The organism is Marinobacter sp. SS8-8 (assembly GCF_030540945.1).
In the GTDB taxonomy this organism is placed as follows: domain Bacteria; phylum Pseudomonadota; class Gammaproteobacteria; order Pseudomonadales; family Oleiphilaceae; genus Marinobacter.
In genome coordinates this window covers 115,958-134,284 of record NZ_JASSVN010000010.1, presented here as the reverse complement: position 1 = coordinate 134,284, position 18,327 = coordinate 115,958, and the positions used below count along the sequence as shown (strand labels likewise).

Here is an 18,327-nt window from a genome sequence, read left to right as displayed (position 1 = left end):
CCAGGAGACGAAACATGCTGAAAAAGCAACGGACGAAACCGGCGATTACTGCGGCAATGGCTGCCTCATGCGGCTCGGCGCCCGTTACCTCAGCGTTAGGCGACTGACTCAGGGGATTCTCTTGCCTCAGCACCAAAGCTTGCCGCCGCTCTGGCGCCCAGTCTCAAGCTGACGCCAGTGGCGGCCGGTTCGGAGGCGCCTGAGCAGAACCGGGATCGTCGGTCAGGCCGCGTACCGCCACCCGCGTTCCGTTAAACGCCGCATTTCCTGTCAGCGCATCGATGCGTTGGCAATCCGTCACGTCGTTCATGCTCACCCCCGGCTGTCTCTCCGCGACCGACATAGCGGTGTCGGGCCGGTTATGGCCCCAGCCCTGGGGGATGCTGATCACCCCTTCGAACATATCGTCGTTAACCTCCACCGGCAACTGGATGGCGCCGGTGGCTGATCTGACTTCCGCAGTCTGCCCGTCCTCAAGGCCCAGTTTTTGCGCATCGGCGGAATGGATCTGCACGGTGCACGGGTTTTTGCCTTTTACCAGCCGGTGGGAATTCTGGGTCCAGGTGTTGTGGCTGCGTGGCAGCCGGCGGCCGATCATGGCGAAGGGATGGTCGCTGTTCCGGTCAGCTTGCAGCAGGCCCGAGCCATCCAGGCGTTTCAGATCCTCCAGGTACAGCTGCGGCGCGATCCGGATCATCCCGTCCCCGGTCTGGATGCGCTGTGCCAGGCAGGGCTGCAGTGGCCCCAGATCCACACCGTGGGGGCTGGCTTTCAGTTTCTCGAGACTCATGCCCTGTTTGCCATAGGCGCCGTGCCTGAGGCCAAGATCCAGCATCGCCTCGGGGGTGACGCCATCGTCTTCCAGCCCGGTCAGGTGCAGGGCCAGATCCCGGAGAATCTCCCAGTCGTGTTTCTGATCGGGGGTTTTCTCGAACATCGGCCCGGAGAATTTGGCGGTATTGCGCACGGCAAACGAATTGAAGAAGACATCGAAATGGGGCACTTCCAGGCCGGTGGTGGCCGGCAGGATGATGTCCGCATGGCGGGTGGTTTCGTTCAGGTAGATATCCACGGATACCATGAAATCCAGCGCCTTGAAAGCCGCCTCCAGCCGCGCCCCGCCGGGAGCGGAGAGCACCGGGTTGCCGGCGATGGTGATCATGGCCCGGATCTGGCCGTCGCCGGTTGCCAGGATTTCATCGGCCAGGGTGGCGACCGGGAACTCGTTGTTGAAATAGGGCAGTTTCCTCACCCGGGATTCATGGCGGCCATAGGCGCTGGGTTTGCCCTTTTTATCCCGCACCAGATCGAACGCCGGTTGCGGGAACATGGCGCCACCCCGGCGATCAAAATTGCCGGTGAGTATGTTCAGTACGTTGTTCAGCCACTGGCAGAGGCCACCGAACGACTGGGTGGAGGCCCCCATGCGACTGTAGCAAACGGCGCTCTTGGCGGCGGCCATCGCCCGCGCCAGATCGCGAATGGCGGTGGCGGGCATGCCGCAGGCCTCCGCCACGGACTCCGGCGAGTAGGATTGAACCGCATTGGCCAGTTGGTCCAGGCCGTCAATCCGGGATGCCAGGTGGCCAAGAGTCACCAGCTGTTCATCAAACAGGGTGTGCACCAGCGCGAGCATGAACAGGGCGTCGGTCTCGGGGCGGATAAACAGGTGCTGGTCGGCCTTCCTGGCGGTCTCGGTGCGGCGGGGATCAACCACCACCACCTTGCCACCTCGCTGCTGGATCGCCTTGAGCCGTTTGCCCACACCCGGAGCTGTCATCAGGCTGCCGTTGGAGACAATCGGGTTAGCCCCGATGATCAGCATGAAATCGGTGTGGTCGATGTCTGGAATCGGAATGAGCATGCCGGCGCCGAGCATGTAGTTGGACGCCACGTGGTGGGGCAACTGATCGGCGGAGGCGGAGCTGTAGCGATTGTTGGTGCCCAGGGCCTTGAAGAACCGCGGCAACATAATGGCATTGCCGAAGTTATGGGCGTTGGGGTTGCCAAGATAAACACCGACCGCATCCTTGCCATGTTCCTCCTGGACGCCACGAAAACGGGCGGCGATCTCTTCAAACGCCTCGTCCCAGCGGATTTCCTGCCAGCCGTCGGCGGTACGCCGGAGCGGTGTTTTCAGGCGGTCCTTGTCGTTGTAGAAGTCCTGGAGGGCAACCGCTTTTGGGCAGATATGGCCTCGGCTGAACGGGTCGTCGTTGTCGCCCCTGATCGACAGGATCTCGTTGCCCCGATGCCTGATTTCGAGGCCACACATGGCTTCACAGATGTTGCAGGTGCGATAGTGGGTCTGGGTCTCGTTCTCGCTCATATCGACAGGCTCGGTTTTGGGTGTTGTCGTTGTTGGTTCGGGAAGTGTGGCACAACCGGGCAAAAAAACAGACCGTCGTAAGCCACACAAACCAAGTCAACCCCGGCAAATCCCAGCCGCAATGCCTTCGAATGGTTCCACGCCTTCCTGATGCGTGGAACCTGGATTAGCGGTGTTTTTGTCGCCGGCGATGGGGATGGCAGTCTCATTGAGAAAGTTAACGTGCATTGATTATGCCGGATTCATCCGAAATCACGATCTCCACTCGGCGATTCTGCTGTCTCCCTGCACTGGTATCGTTGGTGGCAGCGGGATAGGCCTCGCCATAGCCTTCCACCTCAATACGGTTACCGGATATTCCCTGATCCAACAGCTCGCTCTGAACCGACTTGGCGCGTCGCTCCGACAACCCCTGGTTGTATTCGGCAGAGCCTGTGCTGTCCGTGTAGCCTTCAATACGTACCCGGCGCTCCTGGTACTGCTTCATAAAATCAGCCAGTCGCTCCACGGTGCGCTTGCCGGAGGCTTTCAGATCGGCTTTATTGAGGTCAAAGAGCACATCACCCAACGTAAGCACCATGCCACGCTCGGTTTTCTCCGCTTTGAGAGCGGCCATTTCAGCCCTCAGCGCTTCTGCCTCCATGCGTGCCTCATTCGCCTCTTTGGACTTCATTTGCAACATCAGCTGTTTGCGGCGCTCTTCCGCAGAGCTGACCTCTTCTTCCAGATCGGCACGCTTGCCCTGCTGCATGGCGATCTCGGCGTGACGCTTTGCCAGGTAGGCTGCGTGTTCGACGCGGTTTACGTCAGCGCCCTCATTTAACAGCGCCTGGGCACGATCCAGTTCGATCTTGGCCTGGCGCAGTTGTGCCGCACCACTGCGCGCGACGTTCGGGTCCCGCTCTATTTCCGTGTATGCCGCCCTCGCTTCGTCAATGCCGGCATTCTGCCTGGGTGTGCTTGCGCATCCAGTCACAAGTGCCAACAGCCCGACCGCAAAACCGATAGATAGTGTAAGGTTCATTTTCGTGTCTCCTGTCGCCGGGCTTACTGCTGATTTGAATTGATCTGCTTGCGGAGGTTTTCGATGTTGCTGTTGATCTCGGCAACCGCTTGCTGAGCCTTTTCGGTCTCAGAGCGCGCGCCAGCGAGCTGCGCATCGACCTCGGCCTGCTCCAGCAAGCGCCTGGCTTCCTTATACCGTTCTTTGTCCATGAGACCGCGAGCATCGGCCACTTTGTTTTTCGCTTCATTCAGCAACACAGGCTCGAATCTTCGGGCGTCCGCGGCCTCGGCCTGTTTGATGGCGGATTCTGCAGACTGCAGCTCGCTGTTGGGCTTTGGCCCCGGCCCGGCACAGGCGGCTAAAAGGGTCGCCAACGTGAGAGTGGTCAGAGTGCGGGTCAGTGAAAGGTGCGGTTTCATACAGGAACTCCCATGTTCACAACATAATCCGCAGCGCAACGGTACTGGCCATATTGTTAAATAAAGTGAAATGCGCTGTGTTTCAGTATAGCCAACGGCGCTCGGTTTGCTACCACGAAACCGCAGGGTAATTGCCAGCGCTTCGACGACGGTATGGCGGTGCGGTAACGTCGCTGTCACCGGTGTCATCAGTTCACCGATGGTGTTCTCCATACCGGAGAGCACCGCACGGGTGGCGAGCGCGGGGAGACTGTTTTTGAACCACCAGCCAGTTGCTTAATTCGCTGAGGGCTATGGGGCGGCAGAGCCAATAGCCTTGTAACAGGCCAGCACCCATGCCTTGTAGCAGACGGGCCGTCTGCTCTGTTTCCACGCCTTCTGCCACTACCTGAAAGCCCAGACCGTGGCCCATGTTGATCGCCGTTTCCACAATCATTCGGGAGCTTTCACTGGAATCGATATCCTGCACCAGTGCACAGTCCAGTTTGATTTCCGTGGCCGGTAGCCGCTTAAGGTAAGACAGGGAAGAGTAGCCGGCACCGAAGTCATCTATCGAGATTTTCAGTCCGGTTTTGGCCAGCCCTTCCAGTGTCGCGAGCCCTTTCTCGGGGTCATCCATGGCTGCGGTTTCGGTGAGTTCCACGGTAATCTGATCGGGCTTTAGCTGGTAACGCTTCATCCGGGTCTCGAACAGGCCTTTCAGCTCCGACGAGATCAGATCCCGGGCGGATACATTCACTGACACGGTCAGTGCCGGATCAACCTGGTGGAGGGTTTTGAGATCGTTCAGGGCCTGGTCCACAACCCATCGGGTCAGATGTTTGATAACGCCGGTTTTTTCGGCCAGTGGAATAAACTCGACGGGAGGCACCCAGCCCCTTTCAGGATGATGCCAGCGGATCAGGGCTTCCACACCCACGACCTGTCCGGTTTTGAGATCCAGTTTGGGCTGATAATGCAACTGGGTCTGGTTCTGGTGAAGGGCGCGCCGAAGATCCGACATCAGCGTCAGCCGGCTCTCACTGTAGATGTCGTTCTTGCTGGAGTAAACGCCGGTTTCGAAGGAGCCGTGGGGTGTCATTTCCATGCCGACATGGGCATTCCGAATCAGCATTGCGGCCTTTGTGCCGTGCTCGGGATAGCTGGCGGCCCCGAATCTCAGGTTGGGTTCGATGGCAAGATGATCCAGTAACACCGGTTCAGCCAGTCGTTTGAGCGCCTGGTTCAGGGGCTGGAAGTCGCCACCGGCTTTGCTGACATTGACGAACAGGCCGAAACTGTCTCCGGAGAGCTGGTACACCCGTTCTTGCCGGCCCTGATTGTCGAGGGTTGCGTGGACCATCGGCAGGCTTCCAGCCAGTTCGCTCATTTGCTCAGCCTTGCGCTTTAGCATGCGCTCACTTCGCTCCAGGCCGAGCGTACGGTTGATCTCCTTCAGCCGTGACACCCGGGCCACGCCGACCATATAGCGCCCATTGGGGTTACGTTCCAGTTGCTCGTCGACCATCCGTTCGAATCGGTTCCGGTTGGGCAGGCCGGTAACCGGATCATGGGTGAGTGCCTCATTCAGTCGGTCCTGGACCTCGCTGCGGGCTTTTTCTTTCTGAAGGTTATCGGCCTGGGCCTGTATTTTCTGTTCCCGCTCACGGTAAAGCCGATCCGCAAGTGCGAGGGTCAGTATGAACGCCTCAAGCCCCGAGCCAATCTGCATGGCGTATTCGGTGAAGAAACTCTCCGGCAACAGGCCAAGCGCCAGGCCGGCGGTTGCTGAAACGCCCAAGGCAAGTGGCGACCAGGCGATGGTGAAAAAGACACCTGCCCGAACACCGGCCGCCCAGGCGATGGGCCCGGCCACCAACAACAGTGAGGAAAAGATAAAAGCGGAGACCGCTGCGATTCGGACTCCAGTCTCGTAGTCGAGCAATGGCGCGCTCAGGAAGAACGCAATTTCGAAGACCAGCAGTCCCAGCAACGCCCGTTGCAAACGTGGGCTGTGGGAGCGTATTTTCAGGAACTCCACACAGAAGAGAATCGAGAATATGGCCAGGAAGGGCATGGACAGCAACAGCACATGGGCATGAAGAAGCGGGGCGTTCGGGTAGAGATGCTGAAGGGTGAAACCCCGGAAGGAGGCAAAGAACACGAGATAGCCGAAGATGGCCAGGGCGTAGAACAGATACAGCTTTTCCCGCAGAGTGAGGAACACGGCCAGATTGATCAGGATAATGACCGTCAGGCTGCCGTAGTAGAAGAAATGCAGTTTGTCTTCATTGGCAACGGCTTCATAGAAGTCCTTTTGGCGCCAGAGTCGCAGGGGCACTACCATGGAGCCCGCGGTGGCTACGCGGATATAGAGGGTTTTGGTGGTGTCCTGTGCGAGCTGAAATCGCAGCAGCATATTGGGATGGTCGACATCCCTCGGATAAAACGGGCGGGTATCTCCGGTTCTGAATTCGCGAAGCAGGGTGTTTCCGGAGAACTCGTGGAACACGACGTCATCGAGCTGGGGGTAGGCAAGCTCGGCGATCAGGAGCTGGTCCTGGCGGGTCTGGTTCTGCACCGATAGCCGAAGCCAGTAGGCGGAGCCGGTAATACCGAATGTAGCCTTGCCCGAGGGTTTGAGCTGCCATTCTGACTCGGGAATTGTCAGGACTTTGTCTATCCCGGCATCGGCGCCTGGGTCTTCCCAATACTGAAAATGGCTGTCGATGGGCGCATCCGGGGTAATAGTGATCGTGCCTGAGTCTGCGCTGGCAAGTTGCAGGACACAGGAAGCCAGGACCGGAATGAAGATACGCAGAGCTTTGTTAAGGATCACGAACAGCAACCCCGTTTGGTGGCCGTCAGACTTTTCTTGCTATCGCATCATTCAGCTTACTCGCCTTTTCCCGGCAAGAAAGCCTGAATTCACTATTTAACGTAGTGATTTGCGCTACATCACCAAGTTTCTGCTGCCCTTCCTTATCCAGTCGCGCCAGAGCCGCTATCCGAGGGTTCCGGATGAGTCCTGCGGCTTTATCCGGTCCAGGGCCGGCGTCGAATGGCCGGACCTGCAGAACCCCTGCCTGGCGATGGTGGGGCTGACCATGCGGTTCCAGCTGGACTTCCGGAAGATTGAACTTGCGGGTTAAGACCCCATGTATAGGCAGTGGCTATCTTTGGTTTGGAAATTATCAATTTTATCCGGGCGTCCAACACCCGTTATGGTATGCGTCGTCAATTCATTAACTTATGAATCCATCAACAAGGAGTTATCTTTAATGGGCATTATTAACAGCGAGATTAAGCCGTTCAGCGCTACTGCTTTCAAGAACGGTGAGTTCGTTGAAATCAGCGAAGCCGACGTAAAAGGCAAGTGGGCGGTATTTTTCTTCTACCCGGCCGACTTCACGTTCGTTTGCCCGACCGAGCTGGGCGACGTTGCGGACAAATACGAAGAGCTGCAGAAGCTGGGCGTTGAAGTGTTTTCTGTGTCCACCGACACCCACTTCACCCACAAGGCGTGGCACGACAGCTCCGAGACCATCGGCAAGATCAGCTACTACATGGTAGGCGACCAGACCGGCACCATCACCAACAACTTCGGTGTGATGCGTGAAGGCCAGGGCCTGGCAGACCGCGCCACCTTCCTGATCGACCCGGATGGCGTTATCCAGGCGATGGAGATCACCGCTGAAGGTATTGGCCGTGACGCTGACGACCTGATGCGCAAGGTCAAGGCTGCCCAGTACGTTCGTAACCATCCTGGCGAAGTTTGCCCGGCCAAGTGGAAGGAAGGCGAGGCAACACTGGCGCCGTCCCTGGACCTGGTTGGCAAGATCTGAGTTTCTCCGCGCGAGAAACTTAAGAGCAAAAAACCCCGATTTTCCGGGGTTTTTTGTTTCTGGAAAAGGTTTGCTCAGAGCGCGTCGAGGATGGATTCGGCGCTGGTCTGGTCCAGGCCCTGGGCATCGATGTTCAGCAGTTCCACTTTGCCGTCGTTGACGATCATCGCATAACGCTGGCTGCGGATGCCCATCTGGCTGGTGGTCCGGTCCTGGGCCAGATCGAGGGCTTTGGCAAACTCGGCCAGACCATCGGCCAGCATAATGAGGTCTTCAGCATTGTGGGCCTTGCCCCAGGCATCCATCACGAAGGTGTCGTTGACGGAGGTGCATATGATGCTGTCGACGCCTTTGGCGCGAAGCTTGTCGGCGTTTACTACGAAGCCGGGCAGATGGGCCGCTGAACAGGTGGGCGTGAAGGCCCCTGGTACGGCAAACAGCACGACTTTTTTGCCGGCAAAGAGGTCGCCGGTGCGGACCTTTTCCGGGCCGTTGTCGCCCATTACCTGAAGTTCGATGTCTGGCAGGGTATCACCGGGCTGGATTGGCATGGCTCACACCTCCGTTGTTGTCATTGTTGAAGTAGTTCGCACCACGGGCCTTGAGGCGATAGAACTCCTCAATGACGCCGGCCATGGCATCCGCGCAATAAGGCCGCAGGCCGCTGAGAACCAGGCGTTTGGTGACTTCGCCCACGGTTTTGCCGTCTGCGGTCAGTTGGTATTCAAGGAGAACGTTGCCCCGTTTCCCGGCTGCATCCAGAGTCGCTTGGTGCAGCTTGAGGCCCGGCGACGGCAGGTCCAGGTTGTCCAGGGCCAGGCTCATGCTCTCGTACATGACCATCGGGCGGTCGGGATTGAACATCACCCCGTTCGACTCCATCAAAGGCTTCAGGGTATGGGGGAAGTTCTTGCCGGAGGCCGCCACGTAGGCGCGGGTGATGTCCTCGATCAGTTGTTTGTCCTGGGTCCGGGCGCCACTGCGGGCCACTTCAATATAGACTTTTTCCGCATCATCGCAGACCTCGATGGCGTTCTCAGTCTCCACGAACCTGAGCGGCACACTCTCGCCGAGCAGGCTACGGAACCGGAAGGTCATGTTTTCCGAGAGCCCGAAGCGCGCCAGAACAATGGCGAAGAGCAGGTCCCCGGGGACGCAGAAGCGGCGGGCATCCGGATCGTGGATGGGGTTGAAATCGCCCGCGATTTCCTTGGCGAACTGACTGGCCTGCAGGGCCGATATGATTACCTGTCCGTCCTGGACGGAGTGGAAACGGTCTAGAAACATGCGTTGCCTATTCTGGTGCCAGAGAATGATGTTGCGACGGTGTTACAACATCATACTGCGGCAGGCCACTAGAGGATATGCGCTATTGGTCAAGCTCTTCGAGTAATGAGCTTCGAAGGATAGCAAAGTTCTATCAATCGGTTTGGGGCAATTAATTTGAGCATTAAGTTGTCGGCCCGTATCTTTGCACCAACGTCAATGAGTCACTGTATTTGACTTCAGATACTTAGTTTGGGTTTTTTAAGGAGAAGTACGAATATGTTGGATGCCAATATCAAGGAACAACTGAGGGCCTACATGGACAAGCTGCAGCAGCCGATTGAGCTGGTGGCAGCTTACGACGACAGCAAGAAGTCCCAGGAACTTCGGGAGCTGCTGGAAGAACTCGAGCCGATGTCATCCAGGATCAGCCTGCGCACCGAAGGGTCTGACGAAGTGCGTCGTCCTTCCTTCGCCATCAACCGTGTTGGCACCGATATTGGCGTTCGCTTTGCCGGCATTCCCATGGGCCACGAGTTCACCTCACTGGTTCTGGCGCTGTTGCAGGTGGGCGGTCACCCGTCCAGGGCTTCCCAGGAGGTGATTAAGCAGATTCAGTCACTGGAAGGCAAGTTCGGGTTTGAAACCTACTTTTCCCTGTCCTGTCAGAACTGCCCAGACGTGGTTCAGGCTTTGAACCTGATGAGTGTGTTGAACCCTAATATCAAGCACACGTCGATTGACGGCGCCCTGTTCCAGGAGGAAGTGGAGCAGAGGGAAGTGATGGCGGTGCCCAGCGTTTACCTGAATGGTGAGCCCTGGGGTCAGGGCCGGATGACCCTGGAAGAGATCGTCGCCAGGCTGGACACCGGCTCCAGCGAAAAAGAGGCCGAAAAGATCAACCAGAAAGACACCTTTGAGGTCCTGGTGATTGGTGGTGGCCCTGCCGGTGCCTCTGCCGCCATTTACGCTGCCCGGAAAGGTATCTCTACCGGTATTGCCGCCGAGCGTTTCGGTGGCCAGGTGGCCGACACCATGGGCATCGAGAACCTGATCTCCGTGCCCTACACAGAAGGCCCGAAACTGGTGGCGGCCATGGAGCAGCACGTAAAAGAGTACGACGTCGATATCATGAACATGCAGCGTGCCGAGAAGCTGATCCCGGCCTCGCGCCCGGGCATGCCCCACGAAGTCCGGCTGGAAAATGGCGCGACGCTGAAAGCCCGCAGCCTGGTGCTCTCTACCGGTGCCCGCTGGCGCCAGATGGGCGTGCCCGGTGAGGAAGAGTACCGCAACAAGGGCGTGGCCTACTGCCCCCACTGTGACGGCCCCCTGTTCAAGGGCAAGCGTGTGGCGGTGGTCGGTGGCGGTAACTCCGGCGTGGAAGCGGCCATCGACCTGGCTGGAATCGTCGGCCACGTGACCCTGATCGAGTTCGGTGCCGAGATGCGTGCGGATGAGGTGTTGCAGAGGAAGCTGCGGAGCCTGAAGAACGTGGAAATTATAACGTCCGGGCAGACCACCGAAATTACCGGCGAAAACGGCAAGGTCAACGGCCTGAACTACACCGACCGCACTTCCGGTGACCAGCATCATCTCTCCCTGGAAGGTGTGTTCGTGCAGATCGGCCTGGTGCCGAACACTGAGTGGCTGAAGGGCGACATCGAACTGAGCCAGCATGGCGAGATTATTGTCAATGATCGCAACGAGACCTCCATTCCGGGGATCTTTGCGGCCGGCGATGTCACCACCGTGCCCTACAAACAGATCGTGATCTCCATGGGCGAGGGTTCCAAGGCAGCGTTGAGCGCCTTTGACTTCCTGATCCGTAATTCTGTGGATGACAGCGAGGACGACGCGGCATAAGCGAAAATAGAGTCGTCTGATGAGATAGAGGCACCGGAGTGATCCGGTGCTTTTTAGTGGGTGTTGGTAATTACCATAAGTCAGACTATCCCAGATCCTTCTCAAGGCTGCCGTTCAGGGCGGACTCTTCGCCCGAATCTGGGAAAAGATGCGGGTAGGCGTTCCGTACACCCGCCACAATAAAGGCATGGGGCACGTCCTCGAACAGACCGTGGTCGTTCACGTATTCCATGTGGGCCTCACCGGATTCTGTGTACTCCTGGAAGATCGAATCGTGAAGGCCATCAAACTCCAGAGGCTCCACATTCATCAGTTCACAGAGTTGCCGGTTGAAGGCCGGGGTGGCCTTCAACCATTTACCGTTCAGGTATAACTCGATAAACCCGTGCATGCGGAAAATGTCTGACTGCAGCCATTCGATCAGCCTGGGGCTGGACAGATGGTTGCGCACATCCGCCAGGCCCAGCCGGCTGGGGATGCCAATGGAGCGGGCAGCGGCACCCAGTAGAACCGCCTTGGGAATGCAGTAGGATTCGCCGGTTTCCAGGGCGTAGCTGGCGCTGAAGGTGTTCGGGGCGGTCCGGAACACATAGGGGTTGTAGCTGATATTGTCCCGTACTGATAGGTAGAGTGCCTTGATCTGCTCCAGCGGCTCCTCAGGCACACCTCCCAGCTGTGCTTCAACCCAGGTTTTCAGCTGCGGCTGGTTGTAGTCAAAGAAGGCCGTTGGCTTTAGGTAGCGTTCCATAGTCATCAGTCCGGTGTCGGGATCAGCGTCTGATCGTTACCAATTACCAGACAACAGGCAATGGCGGTATCCGCCAGAACGATTGCCGAAATAGCTCATTGCTCTGGTGCCGGCGGTTTACTCGCCCCGCATTAATTCGTAGGTGCACATGTTGACCGCCGAGGCCAGGTTCAGGGAGTCGATCTGACCCCGGCCGTGAATGGTATAGGGTGCCGCCTGAAGCTGAGCCAGTGCGTCCCGTGGCACTCCCCGTGCCTCGTTGCCAAACAGGTAACAGTCGTGCTCGCTGAAGGCTTCCGATGTCAGTGAGTGCCCATTCAGGTCAAGGCAGGCGAGGCTTTGGTAGCGGCCTGTCAGGCTGACCAGGGTAACCTCGGTCTCCAGGGGTACGTGGAAAAGCGCGCCCATGCTGGCACGCACCACTTTCGGGTTGTAGGGGTCAACGCTGCCGGGGCTCAGCAGGCATCGGAAACCACCAAACCAGGCGAGGGTCCGCAATATCGTGCCCAGGTTGCCCGGATCCTGAGCCTCGTGCAGGTAAATGGCTTTTTCGCCGGGTTCCGGCCCAGGAGGGCTGTCCGGCATGGGCACCACGGCCAGAATCCCTGGTGGCGTTCGGGTGTCGGCGAGCTGCGCCATCTGGCGGTCATTGATGAGATGGGTCTTGAACGGGCTCTGCCAGTGCTCGTAGGCACCGGTGACATACAGCTCCGAGGCCCGCAAGCAGGGTTGGCGTGCGGCTGCTTTTTGCAGCTCGAGCACCAGATGCTCACCCTCGACGAGGTAGTGGCCAAGCGATTGCCGGTACTTTTTCTGGTGCAGTTTTTTGATGTCGGCCAGATTCACGCGGGGGCTCCCTCACGGTTCTGGAGGTCTTCCAGCATGGCCTGAGCCAGCGCCTCGGCGACCCTGATGCCATCCACTCCGGCCGAGAGAATGCCACCGGCATAGCCTGCCCCTTCGCCTGCCGGATAGAGCCCGCGGGTATTCAGGCTCTGAAGGCTTATCCGGTCTCGGGTGATACGCACCGGCGAGGAGGTGCGGGTTTCAATGCCGGTCAGGATGGCGTCGTGCCGGTCAAAGCCCCGGATCTGCTTGCCGAAAGCCGGCAGGGCCTCGCGAATGGCTTCGATGGCATAGGGCGGCAAGGAAGGTGCGAGGTCGCCCAGTTTGATGCCGGGCTTGTAGGAAGGCTGGACTTCACCCAGTTCGGTGGAGGGTTTGCCGTTGATGAAATCACCCACCAGCTGGGCTGGCGCGCAGTAATCGTTGCCGCCCAGCGTGTAGGCCCGGGATTCCAGGGCCTCCTGAAGATCGATACCGGCCAGCGGGCCGCCCGGGAAGTCTTCCTCCGGGTGAATGGCCACAACAATACCGGCATTGGCGTTGCGCTCGTTGCGGGAATACTGGCTCATGCCGTTGGTGACCACTCGCTCCGGTTCGGAGGTTGCTGCCACCACTGTGCCGCCCGGGCACATGCAGAAACTGTAGACAGCGCGCCCGTTGCTGGCGTGGTACACCAGTTTGTAGTCTGCCGCGCCCAGGGCAGGGTGGCCGGCGTATTTGCCAAGGCGGGCAGTGTCGATAAGCGATTGCGGGTGCTCAATGCGAAAGCCGACCGCAAAAGGCTTGGCTTCGATAAAGACACCGTTTCGCTGGAGCATGCGGAAGGTCTCCCGCGCGCTGTGGCCAAGGGCAAGCACCAGATAACGGCTGTCGAGGCGTTCGCCAGTGGCCAGTTCCACACCCTCGACCCGGCCGTGACGGATGCGCAGGTCGGTAACCTTGTTTTCAAAGCGGACTTCTCCGCCGAGGCGGATGATCTCCTCGCGCATGGCAGACACCACGCCGGTCAGCCGGAAGGTGCCGATATGGGGCTTGCTGAGGTACAGGATTTCGTCCGGCGCGCCGGCTCGGACAAACTCATGCATTACCTTGCGGCCGTAAAACTTCGGGTCCTTGATCTGGCTGTACAGTTTGCCGTCCGAGAACAGGCCGGCACCGCCTTCACCGAACTGCACGTTGGATTCCGGAGACAGCTGCTTTTTCCGCCACAGGGCCCAGGTGTCTTTGGTGCGGCGTCGCACGTCCCTGCCACGTTCCAGCACAATTGGGCGGAACCCCATCTGGGCCAGAAGCAGGGCGGCAAACAGACCACAGGGCCCGAAACCGATTACAATCGGACGCTCGGTGAGACCGGCGGGTGCCTGTGCGACCGGGTGATAGTCGGTATCGGGTGCCGGGCGTACGTGCTGGTCTTGTTCAAAGCGGGCCAGAATGGCGTCTTCGTTCCGGGCGCGCAGATCAATGATGTACACGAACTTGATCTCGGAGTTTTTCTTGCGGGCGTCGTAGCTGCGTTTGAACACGACAAAGTCGGTCAGGTCAGCATCGCCAATGCCCAGTCGTTCGACAATGGCGGCACGCAGGGCGCTTTCCGGATGCTCCAGAGGCAGCGCCAGCTCGGTAAGGCGAATCATAGTCAGTCCTGCCCGGCTCTTGCCGCTAATGGAGTGGAGGTTGCCGGGTAAAGAGGAATCGGAGAATGTTGGGTGAATTGTACGTGTGCCCGCCCCGGTTGTCAGGATTTTGCCGCAGGCGGGCCCGGCACGTACAATTGGCGTTGGCTTTCCCGGTTGATGAGTCCCTATGGCCCGATCCAAAAGCAGTAACCGCTGGCTTGAAGAGCATGTGAACGACCCCTTCGTGAAGCAGGCGCAGGTGGACGGCTACCGCTCCCGTGCCAGTTACAAGCTCCTTGAAATCAACAAGAAGGACCGCCTGATCCGCCCCAACATGGTGGTTGTGGATCTTGGCTCGGCACCGGGCGGCTGGTCCCAGGTGGCGGCAAATCTGGTGGGCCATAAGGGCCGCGTTATTGCCTCTGACATACTACCTATGGATGCCATTGCCGGTGTGGAATTCATTCAGGGGGACTTCACCGAGAATGATGTGTTTGACGCCATCATGGCCACCCTGGGTAATGACCCCGTGGACATGGTGATTTCCGACATGGCACCCAACATTAGTGGGGTCACCGTCGCCGATCAGGCTTCGTCCATGTATCTGGTGGAACTGGCGCTGGACATGGCCTGTCAGGTGCTCAAACCCAAAGGCAACTTCCTCGCCAAGGTGTTTCAGGGTGAGGGTTATGACGAGTATCTGAAATCAGTACGCACTGTGTTCGACAAGGTCGTGGTACGCAAGCCCGACTCGTCCCGTGCCCGCTCCAGGGAAGTCTACGTCCTCGGCAAGGGCTTCAAAGGCGGACACAGCCTTTGAAGCCCTTTTCAGGGAGAGGAAGTTTCACCCTGGGAAATGGAAAGGTTCCTGGCACCACGCCCCCGGTCCGACGACTGGCTGAAACAACCAGGGTCCGAGACCACTCTGGCCAATTTCCGCATAGCCCGGCCTGAGCTATCTTGATTGCAGACCATTGATTATAAAAAGCGGACTGGAATCCGAGAGGGCGGGTAATGAGTATGCAGCATTTCGATGTACTGATCATCGGCGCCGGCGTCTCCGGCATTGGTATGGCGTGTCACCTGAAGCGTGAGTGCCCGGGCAAGTCGTTTGCCATCCTGGAGCGCCGCCGGTCCCTGGGTGGCACCTGGGATCTGTTCCGTTATCCCGGTATCCGATCCGATTCGGACATGTTCACTTTCGGCTATAACTTCCGGCCCTGGACCGGTGGCAAGGTGCTGGCGGACGGTGCTTCCATCAAGGATTATGTGCGCGAGACGGCCTGTGAACACGATGTTGAGCGCCACATCCGCTACGGACTGGCGGTGAAAACGGCGGACTGGTCCGGTGTCGACAAGTGCTGGAAGCTCTCTGCCCTTAATGAAGCCACCGGTGAAACTGCAACCTTCACCGCCAGTTTCCTGATCGGTTGTACTGGCTATTACAACTATGATCAGGGCTATAAACCGGATTTTCCGGGTGAGAACGATTTCCGTGGCCAGGTTGTGCACCCGCAACACTGGCCGGAAGATCTCGATTACACCGGCAGGAAGGTGGTGGTAATCGGCAGTGGTGCAACCGCCATTACCCTGGTGCCGACCATGGCGGAGAAGGCCGCCCATGTCACCATGCTTCAGCGCTCGCCCAGCTACCTGATACCCTTGCCATCCACTGACAAGGTTACTCTGGCCCTGCAGAAATTTTTGCCGGAGAAGACCGTTTACCGGCTTACCCGGGCCCGGAATATTGCAATTTCCCGTTTTCTTTACCTGCGTTCCAGAAAGAGCCCCAAGTTCATGCGCCGCCTGTTTCTCGGAATTATCAAGCGGCAGGTGGCTGGAAGGGCCGACATGCGGCACTTTACACCGGACTACAATCCCTGGGACCAGCGCCTGTGCGTGGTGAAGGACGGGGATCTGTTCCAGGCAATGAAAGCCGGCAGGGCATCTATCGCCACCGATCACATTGAGCGTTTCACCGAAACCGGGATCTGCCTGAAATCCGGTGAAGAGCTTGAGGCAGACATCATCATCCCGGCCACCGGCCTTGATATCCAGATGCTGGGCGGCATTCGGCCAACGGTGGATGGCCAGGAAGTGGTGATGAAAGACAAGGTCATCTACAAGAACGTGATGGTGGAGGGCGTCCCCAACGCCGGCATGATCTTCGGCTACACCAATATTTCCTGGACCCTGAAGGTGGATATTGCGGCGGAATACCTGTGCCGCCTGATGAATCTGATGGACAGGCAGGGTTACCGAACCGTGGTTGCCAGGGATACGGAAAACAGCCGTGCCGAAGACACCATCCTTGGGTCTCTCAATTCCGGCTACATTCACCGCGCGGCCGACCGCTTGCCTCGCCAGGGCACCCATGGTCCCTGGAAGTCCTCACAGAATTATCTGGAGGATGTGAAAATCCTGCGCTTCGAGCCGATCGAAGACGGCTATCTGGAATTCGACGGCAAACGAACCCCTGCCAGAGCGACTGAATCCAGTGGCTGTCTGCGACCAATTCGCTCGGCCCTGTTTGGGGCCTGATCAGTCAACGGCGGACAAACTTAAGTCCGTATTGAAGGACAAGGACAAGGGCATGACCTTCATGGCCCGCACAAATCATCAGCAAGGCGGTCTGGTGGCCACTGATCATGGGCGTGAGTTCCATCTTTGTGCTTTTCTCTGAAAAATAAGGAGCCTGCTAACTAAAGGCCCCTATGGCTATTTCGAAGGCCCTCTGTTACTGTGCCCGCATCCTGCCTCTAGGGATTCCGCAGTTTAAGGCGATAAGCCCGTGCGATCTTTCATACGACCTGTCAGAGGACGTCACCCCGTTACCGGCGCGTGACTGTAGTCGTCTTTTATTCCATGAATGTTCATGGTACCTGCCCGCATTCGCCGAAACCGGTGTTCGTGGAGGCAGAACAATCAAGAGTTGATCCTATATGAGTTTTTCTTCACTCGGTTTGTCCGAGCAACTGGTCCGTGCCACTACCGATCAGGGTTATGAAACACCGTCCCCAATTCAGGCCCAGGCCATCCCCGCCGTTCTTTCCGGCCGGGATGTGATGGCTGCCGCCCAGACCGGCACCGGCAAAACCGCCGGTTTCACCCTGCCGCTGTTGCAGCGCCTTGGTGAAAACCCGCGCACCGGCAAAGGCCCCCGTGCCCTGATTCTGACGCCCACCCGGGAGTTGGCGGCGCAGGTTCACGACAGCGTGAATCTTTACAGCAAATACGTTCCTACCAAGGCCGCTGTGGTTTTCGGTGGTGTGAAAATCAATCCGCAGATGATAAAGCTGCGCAAGGGTCTGGACGTATTGGTGGCAACACCGGGCCGGTTGATGGACCTGTACCAGCAGAACGCTGTGCGCTTCAACGAAGTGGAGATTCTGGTGCTGGATGAAGCCGACCGCATGCTGGACATGGGCTTTATCCGCGACATTCGCAAGATTCTTGCGCTGCTGCCGGCCAGGCGCCAGAACCTGCTGTTCTCTGCCACCTTCTCCAATGAGATCCGTACTCTTGCGGAAGGTCTGCTGGATAACCCGGTGCAGGTGGAGGTTGCGACCCGCAATACCACCGCCGAGAAGGTGAAACAGTCTGTTTACCCGGTGGACCAGAGCCAGAAGACGGCTCTGCTGAGCAAGCTGGTTCGTGACAACAGCTGGGAACAGGTGCTGGTCTTTACCCGCACCAAGCACGGTGCCAACCGCCTGACCCAGAAGCTGGAGAAGGACGGTATTACCGCCGCCGCTATTCACGGCAACAAGTCGCAGGGTGCCCGCACCCGCGCCCTGGCTGACTTCAAGGCCGGCGAAGTGCGTGTGCTGGTGGCGACGGACATCGCAGCCCGTGGTCTGGATATCAAGCAACTGCCCCAGGTAGTGAACTTTGAACTGCCCAACGTACCGGAAGATTACGTGCACCGTATCGGCCGTACCGGCCGTGCCGGTGAGAGTGGTCATGCGATGTCTCTGGTCAGTGCCGATGAGGGTAAATTGCTCGCCGGTATCGAGAGGCTGATCAAGAAACAGCTGCCGCGCAAGGAAGTGGAAGGCTTTGAGCCCACCAACAACCTGCCGCTGAAGCCCAAGGTTAAGGCGGACCCCGCCCGCGCCCGTACCCGCAGTAGTAACGGTGGTGGCAATGGCCGGCCCGGAGGCAAGCCGAAAAGCTTTGGGGGCAGGCCAGGGGGCCGCAGTGGTGGTCGGAGCCAGAGTGGCGATGGTCAGCGGAGTCGTCCGGCTCAGCGCCAGAGTGCTTGAGGACTGATTGCCAGTTAATAAAAACGGAGCTTCGGCTCCGTTTTTCTGTTTACAGGTAGGCAAAAAAAGCGGGACCGGAGGGCCCCGCACAGGAGAGCGCACCTTTCGCCAACCCACAGACCATGGAGGCTGGCGGAGGCAC

Annotated in this window: 15 protein-coding genes; 6 read left to right on the top strand and 9 right to left on the bottom strand. The window is 58.5% G+C overall.

The window, feature by feature from the left end:
* Window positions 1–163 precede the first annotated feature (163 nt).
* The 4 genes from QPL96_RS11875 to QPL96_RS11860 form a co-directional block, all read right to left on the bottom strand.
* A complete protein-coding gene (locus tag QPL96_RS11875; protein WP_303287581.1) occupies window positions 164–2,329 on the bottom strand; it encodes a molybdopterin-dependent oxidoreductase in 2,166 nt (721 codons plus the stop codon).
* A gap of 217 nt (window positions 2,330–2,546) precedes the next feature.
* Window positions 2,547–3,353, bottom strand: coding sequence for an OmpA family protein (locus QPL96_RS11870; protein ID WP_303287580.1), 807 nt, complete (start codon window positions 3,351–3,353; stop codon window positions 2,547–2,549).
* A 23-nt stretch (window positions 3,354–3,376) separates the two neighbouring features.
* The gene (locus tag QPL96_RS11865; protein WP_303287579.1) at window positions 3,377–3,967 is read right to left on the bottom strand and encodes a DUF4398 domain-containing protein; all 591 of its coding nucleotides are present in this window, start codon (window positions 3,965–3,967) and stop codon (window positions 3,377–3,379) included.
* Window positions 3,948–6,572 carry an EAL domain-containing protein gene (locus QPL96_RS11860; protein WP_303287578.1) on the bottom strand — a complete coding sequence of 875 codons (2,625 nt, stop codon included), beginning with the start codon at window positions 6,570–6,572 and terminating at the stop codon, window positions 3,948–3,950. Before QPL96_RS11860 ends, QPL96_RS11865 begins: the two co-directional genes overlap by 20 nt.
* A gap of 109 nt (window positions 6,573–6,681) precedes the next feature.
* Here QPL96_RS11860 and QPL96_RS11855 point away from each other — a divergent pair, with 109 nt between their 5' ends.
* Together QPL96_RS11855 and ahpC are read left to right on the top strand one after the other, a co-directional pair.
* Window positions 6,682–6,885 carry a hypothetical protein gene (locus QPL96_RS11855; RefSeq protein ID WP_303287577.1) on the top strand — a complete coding sequence of 68 codons (204 nt, stop codon included), beginning with the start codon at window positions 6,682–6,684 and terminating at the stop codon, window positions 6,883–6,885.
* 129 nt (window positions 6,886–7,014) lie between these two features.
* Window positions 7,015–7,578 carry an alkyl hydroperoxide reductase subunit C gene (ahpC, locus tag QPL96_RS11850; RefSeq protein ID WP_303287576.1) on the top strand — a complete coding sequence of 188 codons (564 nt, stop codon included), beginning with the start codon at window positions 7,015–7,017 and terminating at the stop codon, window positions 7,576–7,578.
* A 74-nt stretch (window positions 7,579–7,652) separates the two neighbouring features.
* Here the strand turns inward: ahpC and QPL96_RS11845 are convergent, their stop codons facing one another.
* A complete protein-coding gene (locus tag QPL96_RS11845; protein ID WP_303287575.1) occupies window positions 7,653–8,129 on the bottom strand; it encodes a peroxiredoxin in 477 nt (158 codons plus the stop codon).
* The gene (locus tag QPL96_RS11840) at window positions 8,110–8,865 is read right to left on the bottom strand and encodes a DUF3581 family protein (RefSeq protein ID WP_303287574.1); all 756 of its coding nucleotides are present in this window, start codon (window positions 8,863–8,865) and stop codon (window positions 8,110–8,112) included. Before QPL96_RS11840 ends, QPL96_RS11845 begins: the two co-directional genes overlap by 20 nt.
* A 258-nt stretch (window positions 8,866–9,123) precedes the next feature.
* Between QPL96_RS11840 and ahpF the strand changes: the two genes are divergently transcribed.
* Entirely contained in the window at window positions 9,124–10,710 is a 1,587-nt protein-coding gene (ahpF, locus tag QPL96_RS11835) for an alkyl hydroperoxide reductase subunit F (RefSeq protein WP_303287573.1), read from the top strand.
* An 85-nt stretch (window positions 10,711–10,795) separates the two neighbouring features.
* On the opposite strand, the gene QPL96_RS11830 is transcribed toward ahpF, so the two are convergent.
* The 3 genes from QPL96_RS11830 to QPL96_RS11820 form a co-directional block, all read right to left on the bottom strand.
* On the bottom strand, window positions 10,796–11,458 hold the full coding sequence (locus tag QPL96_RS11830; RefSeq protein ID WP_303287572.1) for a transglutaminase family protein: 663 nt from the start codon (window positions 11,456–11,458) through the stop codon (window positions 10,796–10,798).
* 117 nt (window positions 11,459–11,575) lie between these two features.
* A complete protein-coding gene (locus tag QPL96_RS11825; RefSeq protein WP_303287571.1) occupies window positions 11,576–12,304 on the bottom strand; it encodes an RNA methyltransferase in 729 nt (242 codons plus the stop codon).
* Complete coding sequence (locus tag QPL96_RS11820; protein ID WP_303287570.1) at window positions 12,301–13,938, bottom strand: NAD(P)/FAD-dependent oxidoreductase; 1,638 nt, start codon at window positions 13,936–13,938, stop codon at window positions 12,301–12,303. Before QPL96_RS11820 ends, QPL96_RS11825 begins: the two co-directional genes overlap by 4 nt.
* Before the next feature lie 169 nt (window positions 13,939–14,107).
* Between QPL96_RS11820 and rlmE the strand changes: the two genes are divergently transcribed.
* From rlmE to QPL96_RS11805, 3 genes are all read left to right on the top strand, one after another.
* Entirely contained in the window at window positions 14,108–14,740 is a 633-nt protein-coding gene (rlmE, locus tag QPL96_RS11815; RefSeq protein ID WP_303287569.1) for a 23S rRNA (uridine(2552)-2'-O)-methyltransferase RlmE, read from the top strand.
* A 194-nt stretch (window positions 14,741–14,934) separates the two neighbouring features.
* Complete coding sequence (locus QPL96_RS11810; protein ID WP_303287568.1) at window positions 14,935–16,461, top strand: NAD(P)/FAD-dependent oxidoreductase; 1,527 nt, start codon at window positions 14,935–14,937, stop codon at window positions 16,459–16,461.
* 401 nt (window positions 16,462–16,862) lie between these two features.
* Entirely contained in the window at window positions 16,863–18,185 is a 1,323-nt protein-coding gene (locus QPL96_RS11805) for a DEAD/DEAH box helicase (RefSeq protein WP_303287567.1), read from the top strand.
* The last annotated feature ends 142 nt before the right edge of the window (window positions 18,186–18,327 follow it).